General features: G+C 65.4%; 13 protein-coding genes. 10 read left to right on the top strand and 3 right to left on the bottom strand.

The features are described from left to right. Both VFV09_05855 and VFV09_05850 read left to right on the top strand, forming a co-directional pair. A partial coding sequence (locus tag VFV09_05855; protein HEU4867238.1) for a DUF2203 domain-containing protein occupies positions 1–218 on the top strand: 218 nt, incomplete at its 5' end. Positions 219–233: 15 nt separating this feature from the next. Further along, positions 234–1436, top strand: coding sequence for a M15 family metallopeptidase (locus tag VFV09_05850; protein HEU4867237.1), 1203 nt, complete (start codon positions 234–236; stop codon positions 1434–1436). On the opposite strand, the gene VFV09_05845 is transcribed toward VFV09_05850, so the two are convergent. From VFV09_05845 to VFV09_05835, 3 genes are all read right to left on the bottom strand, one after another. Then, positions 1423–2688: an NAD(P)/FAD-dependent oxidoreductase gene (locus VFV09_05845; protein HEU4867236.1), complete on the bottom strand. Its 1266-nt coding sequence runs from the start codon at positions 2686–2688 to the stop codon at positions 1423–1425. The genes VFV09_05850 and VFV09_05845 overlap by 14 nt on opposite strands. 85 nt (positions 2689–2773) lie before the next feature. Further along, positions 2774–3022 carry a zf-HC2 domain-containing protein gene (locus VFV09_05840; protein HEU4867235.1) on the bottom strand — a complete coding sequence of 83 codons (249 nt, stop codon included), beginning with the start codon at positions 3020–3022 and terminating at the stop codon, positions 2774–2776. Next, positions 3019–3651, bottom strand: coding sequence for a sigma-70 family RNA polymerase sigma factor (locus VFV09_05835; GenBank protein HEU4867234.1), 633 nt, complete (start codon positions 3649–3651; stop codon positions 3019–3021). Before VFV09_05835 ends, VFV09_05840 begins: the two co-directional genes overlap by 4 nt. 210 nt (positions 3652–3861) lie before the next feature. Here VFV09_05835 and urtA point away from each other — a divergent pair, with 210 nt between their 5' ends. The 8 genes from urtA to VFV09_05795 all read left to right on the top strand — a co-directional run. After that, positions 3862–5103 carry an urea ABC transporter substrate-binding protein gene (gene urtA / locus VFV09_05830; protein ID HEU4867233.1) on the top strand — a complete coding sequence of 414 codons (1242 nt, stop codon included), beginning with the start codon at positions 3862–3864 and terminating at the stop codon, positions 5101–5103. Positions 5104–5129: 26 nt separating this feature from the next. Continuing rightward, the gene (gene urtB / locus VFV09_05825) at positions 5130–6011 is read left to right on the top strand and encodes an urea ABC transporter permease subunit UrtB (protein HEU4867232.1); all 882 of its coding nucleotides are present in this window, start codon (positions 5130–5132) and stop codon (positions 6009–6011) included. Then, positions 6008–7129, top strand: coding sequence for an urea ABC transporter permease subunit UrtC (gene urtC, locus VFV09_05820; GenBank protein ID HEU4867231.1), 1122 nt, complete (start codon positions 6008–6010; stop codon positions 7127–7129). The genes urtB and urtC overlap by 4 nt, the downstream gene beginning before the upstream one ends. After that, on the top strand, positions 7126–7899 hold the full coding sequence (gene urtD / locus VFV09_05815) for an urea ABC transporter ATP-binding protein UrtD (GenBank protein HEU4867230.1): 774 nt from the start codon (positions 7126–7128) through the stop codon (positions 7897–7899). The genes urtC and urtD overlap by 4 nt, the downstream gene beginning before the upstream one ends. Continuing rightward, positions 7899–8591 carry an urea ABC transporter ATP-binding subunit UrtE gene (urtE, locus tag VFV09_05810; protein HEU4867229.1) on the top strand — a complete coding sequence of 231 codons (693 nt, stop codon included), beginning with the start codon at positions 7899–7901 and terminating at the stop codon, positions 8589–8591. The genes urtD and urtE overlap by 1 nt, the downstream gene beginning before the upstream one ends. A gap of 9 nt (positions 8592–8600) precedes the next feature. Then, entirely contained in the window at positions 8601–8903 is a 303-nt protein-coding gene (locus VFV09_05805; GenBank protein HEU4867228.1) for an urease subunit gamma, read from the top strand. Positions 8904–8908: 5 nt separating this feature from the next. After that, positions 8909–9253 (top strand): urease subunit beta, encoded by a 345-nt coding sequence (locus VFV09_05800; GenBank protein ID HEU4867227.1) that lies wholly within the window; start codon positions 8909–8911, stop codon positions 9251–9253. Then, on the top strand, positions 9250–9836 hold a 587-nt coding region (locus VFV09_05795; protein ID HEU4867226.1), incomplete at its 3' end, for an amidohydrolase family protein. The genes VFV09_05800 and VFV09_05795, both read left to right, overlap by 4 nt.

Raw genomic sequence — 9836 nt, 5'->3', positions numbered from 1 at the left:
CCAAATCCGATTGGGCGCAGTCCTCCGACCGGGTAAACGAAGAGTTGGAGTGGTTCGACACAAGGAGCATCACGATCAAGGACATCGAGCAGGGCCTCGTCGACTTCCCCGCTGTGATCGACGGGCAGCCGGTCCTTTTGTGCTGGAAGGACGGCGAGCCGGAGGTTGCGTTCTGGCACACCCTCGAGGGCGGTTTTCCGGGGAGAAAGCCCCTTTAGGTTCCTGAGGTCCCCGTGAGTTTCCTTCAGACCCACCAATCCAAAGCGACATACGTGGTGCTGGCCCTGATCCTGCTGTCCACCACCGGTGCAATCGTTGCCCTCCGGATGAACTCGGCCGAGGAGAGCCGGGACACCGCAGTCGCGTTCTCCGCCCCTCCCTCCGAGGAGCAGGCGCCCCTCCCCGTACCGGTGCCCGACAGCGTCGAAACCATGCGGCCGTCCCTGAAGGCGACCCTTCCCGACGGGGTCTCCGACCAGATCGTCGAGCAGGTGAGGACCGTTCCCGGAGTCGGAGCCTCCGCGAGGGTCCTGCTGGCCAACATCGTCGTCGAGGTCCCCGGCGGCGACGCCCAGGTGAGCATCGCCGCGGTCAAGCCGGACGAGTTCCGCCCGCTGGCCCCGGAATCGACCGCCCAGGCGAAGTTTGTCTGGGAGGGGCTGTACCGGTCCCAGACCCTGATCGCCCACGAGCAGTACCAGATCTTCGGCGGCAAGCCACTGTCGACCCTGGCGGCCAAAGGGCCGAACGGCCGCGAGGTGCTTCGCATCGGCGGGCTCGCCTCCAGCGGGGTGCCCAACCTGGCCGGGGCGATGATGTCGCTCGATCAGGCCGGCGAGCTCGGCCTCGGCAACCCGACCCTGCTCCTGCTCGGCCTTCACAAGGACGTCAAGACCGCCGACGTCCTAAAAGAGCTCAGGAAGGCGATACCCGGGGTGACCTTCGAGACCACGGCCCAGGGCGGGGCCCGCACCTTCTTCTCCGGCGCCTCGGCCCAAAGGGCCATCGGGAACTTCCGCTACACCACCAACCCCGACGGCACGATCAGCCAGAACCAGAGCTGGGTCTCCCAGCACATCACCAAAAAGACCGTTCCGCTGCTGGGCGAGGTCACCTGCCACCGGACGATGCTTCCGCAGCTGGAGGGGGCCCTCACCGAAATTCGTGACTCCGGGCTGTCGGCGTCCATCAAGCCGGGCCAGTACGGGGGCTGTTACGCGCCCCGCTTCATCCAGCGGGACGGCTCTAAACCGCTGTCGATGCACGCGTGGGGGCTGGCGGTGGACATCAACGTCGGGGACAACCCGGTGGGGTCGAGGCCCAACCTGGACCCGAAGGTCGTGGCGATCATGGAGAAGTGGGGATTTCGCTGGGGCGGGCGATGGTCGCCGCCCGACGGCCACCACTTCGAGCTGGCGGCCCTCATCTCGGGCTAGCCAGGACGCCGCTGCCCGCCCTCTGCTCCGCCGAAGCGAAGATTTTCCCCACGTTGTCCGGTGAGAACATCTCTGCCGGGGAGGTGACGCCGGCGAAGGTCCGGATGAACTGGTCGGTGGCCTCCTGGTTGCCGTGGATTGCACCCAGCAGCTGCTGCATTTCGGGCGGGGGCGGCTCGAGAGTAGCCAACTGGCACGTGAACTCGAACATCGGCAGCACGTGGGCGTCCCTGGCTGCGTGGTACCGCCCCAGAGCGTCGTCGTAGGTCGACGCTCCGGCAAACACCTCGTCCAGTGCGCCGGCCAGGACTTCGGCGTCCCGAAAGGCGTCCTGGATCCCCTGGGCGGTGATGGAGTCCTTGTTGTACCCGGCATCGCCGACCAGTGCCCAGCCAGGGCCGAACGGCTTGCGGAAGAAGTTGCGAATACCGGCTCCGACGAATCGTTCCTCCCTGGTGGCCGCCCGCACCCGGCCGGCAAACTCCGGGACCAGGTCCACAGTGGAGTAGAAGCTGCTCTCGACGTCCCTCCGGTTGGTTTCGAACTCCGAGTAGGGCCAGCCGGTCAGCACCAGCGTGAGGCCGTCGTGGGTGGGCCACGCACCGATCCCGCGCCAGTCCCGCGCGTAAATCTCGATGTCCTTCACGGGCAGGCCGCTGAAAAACGTGTAGTACGCAGCGTTGAGCTCGGGGCCGTCTCTGTACTGCCGGGCCTCGACACTCTTTGCTATCCGGGAGTGCCTGCCGTCGGCGCCCACCACCACTCGGGCCGTCTCACTGACCTGCCGGCCGTCCTTCTCCCGGCCACGGATCCCGGTCACCCGGCCGTCTTCGTCGAACAGAACCTCGTCGACCGAAAACCCCTCGCGAACCTCGGCGCCGGCCTCGGCCGCAGCGTCGACGAGGATCTTGTCCAGGATCGTCCGCCGGGGTGCGTAGGTCACCGGGGACTCGGGCGTGCCGGACGTTCCCTCCAGAGCGAACGGTCCGAAGTCGAAAACGTACTTGTCGATCGGCGGGCAGCCGGTGGCGACGAGGCGGTCGAGCAACCCCCAACGCCGCAGGGAGGAGACGCCTCCCGGGTGAATGATGAGAGTCGAGATGGTGTCGCTGGGAAAGGTGGCACGGTCGACCAGGAGGACCTTGTAGCCCTTGCGGGCAAGCAGCATTGCGGTGGGGGAACCTGCACAGCGGGCGCCGACGACGATCGCGTCGTACGTTCCGAGGTTGTCGATGGGGGGCGTCGAACTCACCGGATTCACTCCTTTCGATGGATCTAAGGAGTGAGTGCGAAACAGGCCCCGATCGTTACGGCCCGCTGGTCCGGAGTTGTCTTGGTTAGGCCGTGATCTCTGCCTGAAGTGCGGACTTGATCTCTAGGATCACGTGGTCCGGACAGTCCTGGTCGTCCTTGCAGCGGCTGCGGACCAGCAGGGTGAAGTGCATCTCAACCCCGAGGCGCTCCAGGCACGCACCGCACTCTTCGAGGTGCTCCTGCAGAAACTCGACCTGCTCTTCGGTGACCTCGCCGTCGAGGAGTTGGTATAACGACCCGACCAACTTCTGGCAATGCGCCTCGTCGCTCACTTCGGTTTGCCTCCCTGATCGACCAAACCTCTCTGTTCGGCCAAACCCCACAACGCTTTTTGGAGCGCTTTTCTTCCCCGGTGGAGCCGGGACATGACCGTGCCGATCGGAATGTCCAGCATATCGGCTATCTCTTTATACGAGAACCCGTCGATGTCGGCGAGGGAGACCGCCATCCTGAAGTCCTCGGGCAGGTCGGCGAGGGCCTTTTTGATGTCGTCGTCGCCCAACGAGTCGATGACGATCGACTCGGCGGACTCCGACACCTCCGCCCGGTCGACCAGGGACTGGTACAGGTCGAAGTCGCCGTTGTCGCTGGTCGACACCATCTGCGGCTCCCGCTTTTTCACCCGGTACGAGCTGATGTACAGGTTGGTGAGAATGCGGTAGAGCCAGGCTTTGAGGTTGGTCCCCTCCTTGAACTGGTTCCAGCTCCGGAAGGCCCTCAGAAACGTCTCCTGGACCAGATCGGCCGCGTCGGCCGGGTTGCGGGTCATCCGAAGGGCGCCGCCGTAGAGCGCGTTCGCAAGAGGCAGAGCCTCTTCTTCGAAGCGCTGAAGGTCGTCCGCCGAAAGCTTCGGCGGAGCGGGCTTTTCCTGAACCGCCGGCGCCGGTTGGGAAGCATTCACAAGCCAATACTCAACACAATGTCCCCCGAAGGCAAACGGGGACCGTACAAACGGTTCCACGCCGGATTAAAGGTCCTTCCCAACCCGGCGGCAGCCAACCCTCGGCGAGCCGTGAAGTTACCCACTCTTAACACTCCCGAAATCACCGAGAAATCTGCGAGAAGCACGATCACAGGGTCATTTCGACAACAAACGACATGGGGAGGGCACATGAAGGAGGCGTCAAGGCGCAAGAGGTTGTGGCTTTCGACACTGATGGTGTTGATGTTGCTGGGGGCAGCCTGCGGACAGAAAACAGACGATGCAAAAACCGGGGGCAGCACCGCAACCGACGAGGGCGACACCATCAAGGTCGGCCTCCTGCACTCCCTGAGCGGCACTATGGCAATCAGTGAGGTAACCGTCCGGGACGCCGAACTGCTCGCCATCGAGCAGATCAACGCCAAGGGCGGCGTGCTGGGCAAGCAGATCGAGCCCATAGAGGAGGACGGCGCATCCGACTGGCCGACGTTCGCCGAGAAGGCACAGAAGCTCATCTCCGTGGACAAGGTGGCCACCGTGTTCGGAGGGTGGACCTCCGCCAGCCGCAAGGCGATGCTGCCCGTGTTCGAGAAGAACAAGGCGCTGCTGTGGTACCCGGTTCAGTACGAGGGGCTCGAGCAGTCGCCGTACATCTTCTACACCGGCGCGACGACGAACCAGCAGATCGTCCCCGGCCTCGACTACCTCAAGGGCCAGGGCAAGAAGAAGGTCTTCCTCGTCGGCAGCGACTACGTCTTCCCCCGGACCGCCAACAAGGAGATCAAGGCGTACGCCGAGGCCAACGACATGGAGATCGTCGGCGAGGAGTACATCCCTCTCGGCAACCAGGAGGTTGCCACGCTGGTCAACAAGGTGGTCGACGCCAAACCGGACGCCATCTTCAACACCCTGAACGGCGACACCAACACCGCGTTCTTCAAGGAGTACAAGACCAAGGGCATCACCCCGGAGTCGGTGCCGATAATCTCGGTCTCGGTCGCCGAGGAGGAGGTCCGGGCAATCGGTCCCGAGTTCCTTGCCGGACACCTGGTCGCCTGGAACTACTACCAGACCACCGACACTCCCGAGAACACCGCCTTCGTGGCAGCGTTCAAGGACAAGTACGGGGACGACAAGGTGACCTCCGACCCCATGGAAGCCGGCTACGTAGCCGTCAACCTGTGGGCAGCAGCGGTGGAGAAGGCGGGAACCACCGACGTGGACGAAGTCATCAAGGCCGCCGCCGGCCTCGAGTTCGCCGCCCCCGAGGGCATGGTGACCGTCGACGGTCCGACGCAGCACATCCACAAGACCGCCCGCATCGGGCTCATCGGCGCCGACGGCCTCATCAAGCAGGTCTCCGGCTCCGAAGGTCCGATCAAGCCGGACCCGTACCTCAAGAGCTACGACTGGGCGAAGGGCCTGTCCTAACCGCTTAGGCGGCCTGGGAGACAGCAATGGACGCTTTTTTGGGGCAGGTATTTACGGGCCTGAGTGTGGGCTCCGTCCTGATCCTCATCGCCTTGGGGCTGACGTTCACCTTCGGTCAGATGAACGTCATCAACATGGCACACGGTGAGTTCATCATGGCGGGGGCGTACACGGCCTACATGCTGCAGGACCTGACGGGCCGCGACGTCTCGCTGCTGGTGGCGTTGCCTGTTGCCTTCCTGATTGCGGGGGCGATGGGGCTGCTGCTCGAGCTGGTGCTCATCAGGCGCCTCTACGGGCGTCCACTCGACACACTGCTGGTCACCTGGGGCGTAAGCCTCATGCTTCAACAGCTCGCCCGGGACATCTTCGGGGCGCCTAACGTTCAAGTTAGCGCCCCGGAGTGGCTCGGCGGGTCCCTCCACGTAGCCGGAGCGACCTTCTCCTACTCGCGCATCTTCATCATGGGTCTGGTCGTGGTGTGCGTCGTGGGCATCTGGCTGTTTCTCACCAGGATGCCGCAGGGCGCCCGTATGCGGGCGGTCATGCAGAACCGGCAGCTCGCATCGTGCAGCGGTTTGAAGACCCATGCGATCGACCGCCTCACCTTCTTCATCGGCTCCGGCCTGGCCGGGATCGCCGGGGTGGCGCTCACCCTTCTTGGGTCCACCGGGCCCACGCTCGGGACCAACTACATCGTCGACGCCTTCCTAGTGGTCGTGGTCGGGGGGCTGGGTCAGCTGAAAGGCGCCGTCATAGCTGCAATCGCCCTGGGGCTGCTCAACTCGTTCGTCGAGTTCAGCACCGAGGCGAGCATCGCCAAGGTGGTCGTCTTCGTGGCAATCGTCGCCTTCCTGCAGGTTCGGCCGCAGGGGCTGTTCGTGCTGAAGAGCAGGGGCCTGGCGTGACCTCGATTGCGATGCCGAAGTTGCTGGGCGGCGGTTTGACGCCGTGGAAGCGCCGCGCGGTCTTCCTGGCCGTCGGCCTGGTGTTCCTGGTGGTGATGCCGGCGGCCCTCAGCGGCTTCCGCCTGGCGCTGCTGGGCAAGTACCTTTGTTTTGCGATCATCGCCATAGGCATCGACCTGGCCTGGGGGTACGGCGGGATGCTGACCATCGGCCAGGGCCTCTTCTTCGGCCTCGGCGGCTACTGCATGGGCATGCTGCTGAAGCTCCAGGAGGCCGGACCCGGCAACCTGCCCGACTTCATGGTGTGGAGCGGCGTCGAAACGCTGCCCGGCCTCTGGAAGCCGTTTGCCAGCCCGGGGTTCGCCCTGGCGGGGGCCGTCGTCATACCGATGGTCGTGGCCGCCCTTCTGGGCGCCCTGATCTTCCGGCGCCGGGTTAGGGGCGCCTACTTCGCGATCCTGATGCAGGCCCTGTGCGCGGCCTTCGCCATCCTGCTCATCGGGCAGCAGGGCATCACCGGAGGCACCAACGGCCTGACGAACGTGACCAGCTTCATGGGTTACGACCTGAACGACCCGGTCAACCAGAGGTCGCTGTACATCCTCATCGCGGTCTGCCTGGGCGTGGTGTACCTGCTGGCCCGCCAGATCGTCGAGAGCCGGTACGGCCGGGTGCTTATGGCCGTCCGGGACCGGGAGGACCGGGTCCGGTTCCTGGGGTACAACCCCACCACGATCAAGATCATCGCCTTCGCCATATCGGCGGGCATGGCGGGACTGGCCGGGGCGCTGTTCGTTCCCGTGGTCGGCATCATCTCCCCCGCCATGGTCGGCATCGTGCCCTCCATCGAGATGGTTATATGGGTGGCCCTCGGCGGCCGGGGGACCCTGATCGGCGCAGTCGTCGGAGCCCTTCTGGTCAACTACGCCAAGACGGCGCTCAGCGAGGCCTACCCCTCCGGGTGGCTGTACTTCCAGGGCCTGCTGTTCGTGATCGTCATGGCTTTCGCCCCCAAAGGGGTCGCGGGGCTGTGGAAGATGTACAACGACCGCTTCCGGAGCTCAAAGACCGCTCCAGCTGCCGAGAGCCTGGCGCAGCCGGCCGAGGTGACGACGTGAGCGAGGGTCAGCTTCTCCTGGAGATCCGGGACCTCGAGGTCACATTCGACGGCTTCAAGGCCAACTCCGATGTCAACCTCGACGTGCTGGAGGGCGAGCTTAGGTTCCTCATCGGCCCGAATGGCGCCGGCAAGACCACGTTGATCGACGCGATCACGGGCCTGGTGAAGCCCTCCAAGGGCTCGATCAACTTCGCGACAAAGGACCTGCTGCAGCGCAGGGAGTTCGAGATCGTACGGCTGGGAGTCGGGCGGACCTTTCAGAAGGCGAACATCTTCGAGGAGCTGACGGTCGTCGAGAACCTCGACCTGGCGGCCAGCTTCCGCTTGAGCCTCCCGAAGCTCTTCCGCCGGCGCCAGAGCGTGCTGCCCGAGGTGGTGGAGGCGCTGGACATCGTCGGCCTGCCGGCCTACGCCAACCGGCCGGCCGGGGTCCTGTCCCACGGCCAGAAGCAGTGGCTGGAGATCGGGATGCTCCTGGCGCAGAACCCTATGCTGCTGCTGCTGGACGAGCCTGTTGCCGGCATGAGCAAGTCGGAGCGGACCAAGACCGGTGAGCTGCTTCAGTTCATCGCCCAGACCAAGACCCTGAGTGTCATCGAGCACGACATGGACTTCGTCCGGCGCTTCTCCAAGAAGGTGACCGTGCTGTGCGAGGGGAAGATCCTCTGTGAAGGCCCGATCGAGGAGATCCAGGCAAACCCGATGGTGCAGGAGGTCTACCTCGGCCGGGCGCACGATCGCAGGTCCCAGGAGCAGGTGACCGCCTGATGCTGTCGGTTCAGGACGTCGACGTGGCCTACGGGCCCACCCAGATCCTGTTCGACGTGAGCATGGAGATCGCCGACAACGAGCTGTTCTGCATCATGGGCCGCAACGGAGTGGGGAAAACTACGCTGCTGAACGCCATCATGGGGGTTTTGAGGCCGACTTCGGGCAAGATCCTGTTCCAGGGCAGAGACCTGGGCAGGATGCACCCCTACGAGCGGGTCAAGGCGGGCCTGGCGTACGTGCCCCAGACCAGAGGGAGCTTTCCGCAGCTCACGGTGCTGGAGAGCCTGAACGTGGTCATGGAGTCGTCGGACCGCGGAGACAAGGCGGCCCTGGACGGAGCGATCGACCTGTTCCCCCGGCTGGAGAAGCTGTTCCCCCGCAAGGCGGGATTCCTGTCGGGCGGCGAAGCGGCCCAGCTTGCCATCGCCCGGGCGCTGGTGACGAAGCCTAGCCTGATGATCCTGGACGAGCCCACCGAGGGGATCCAGCCGTCGATCATCATGGAGATCGAGGACGCGATTGCGAACCTGACCAAGAGCGGGATGTCGATCCTTCTGGTCGAGCAGTACATGGAGTTCGCGCTTCGGCTGGCCGGCCGGTACCTGATCCTGGACGCGGGAGAGGTGGTGTCGTCCGGCAAGATGGGCGACATGGACGAAGCCCAGATGCGCAAGCTGGTCTCGATATGATCGGGATCAATGCGACTTAGCCTTCACGAGCAGGAACGCCTCCTCATCCACGTAGCCGCCAGGCTGGCGCGGGAACGCCAGGAGCGGGGTCTGCTGCTCAACCACCCGGAGGCGGTCGCCATCCTCACCTCGTTCGTTATGGAGGGAGCCCGGGACGGCCGCAGCGTGGCCGACCTGATGGAGGCCGGGCGGGGCGTCCTCAGCAGATCCGAGGTGATGGACGGCGTGGCCGAGATGATCCCCGAGGTCCAGGTGGAGGCAACCTTCCCGGACGGCACCAAGCTCGTAACCCTCCACACCCCGATCCCTTGAGCGAAATGAGCGAGCCCACCTGGATCGGCCCGCCGCCGGTTCCGGGCGAGGTGCTGGTCGGCTCCGGCGCGATCGAGCTGAACGCCGGGCGTCCGGTGACGATTGCCCGGGTGTCCAACTCCGGGGACCGGCCCATTCAGGTCGGTTCGCACTACCACTTCGCCGAGGCCAACCCGGCCCTCGAGTTCGACCGCCGGGCGGCGTGGGGGCAGCGGCTCAACATCCCGGCGGGCACGGCGGTTCGCTTCGAGCCGGGCATCGACCGGCTGGTCGAGCTGGTCCCCTTCGGAGGCAGGCGGGTCATCCACGGACTGCGCGGAGAGTGCGCGGGCCCCCTGGACCCCTCCTGATGGAACTGCACCGCAGCCGCTACAACCTGCTCTACGGACCCACCGCGGGCGACCGCATCCGGCTGGCCGACACCAATCTGTTGATAGAGATCGAGCAGGACCTGGCGGCCGGGGGCGACGAGGCGGTATTCGGCGGCGGCAAGGTCATCCGGGAGTCGATGGGCCAGTCGAACGCCACCCGGGCCGACGGGGCCCCCGACACCGTCATCACCGGGGCGGTGATCCTGGACCACTGGGGCATCGTCAAGGCCGACATCGGCATCCGGGACGGGCGAATCGTCGCCATCGGCAAGGCGGGCAACCCGGACACGATGGACGGGGTCGACCCGAAGCTGGTCATCGGGCCCTCCACCGAGATCATCTCGGGCAACGGCCGGATCGTCACCGCCGGGGCCATCGACTGCCACGTCCACCTGATCTGCCCGGAGATCCTGAGCGAGGCGCTCGGGTCCGGCATCACCACGATCATCGGCGGGGGCACCGGGCCGGCCGAAGGCACGAAGGCCACCACGGTGACCCCGGGCGCGTGGCACCTGGCCCGAATGCTGGAGGCGCTGGACCCGTGGCCCGTGAACATCGCCCT

It is taken from the genome of Actinomycetota bacterium, assembly GCA_035759705.1.
Lineage (GTDB): Bacteria > Actinomycetota > CADDZG01 > JAHWKV01 > JAHWKV01 > JAJCYE01.
The sequence above is the reverse complement of the archived record's forward strand: the minus strand, read 5'-3'. Positions and strand labels throughout refer to the sequence as shown.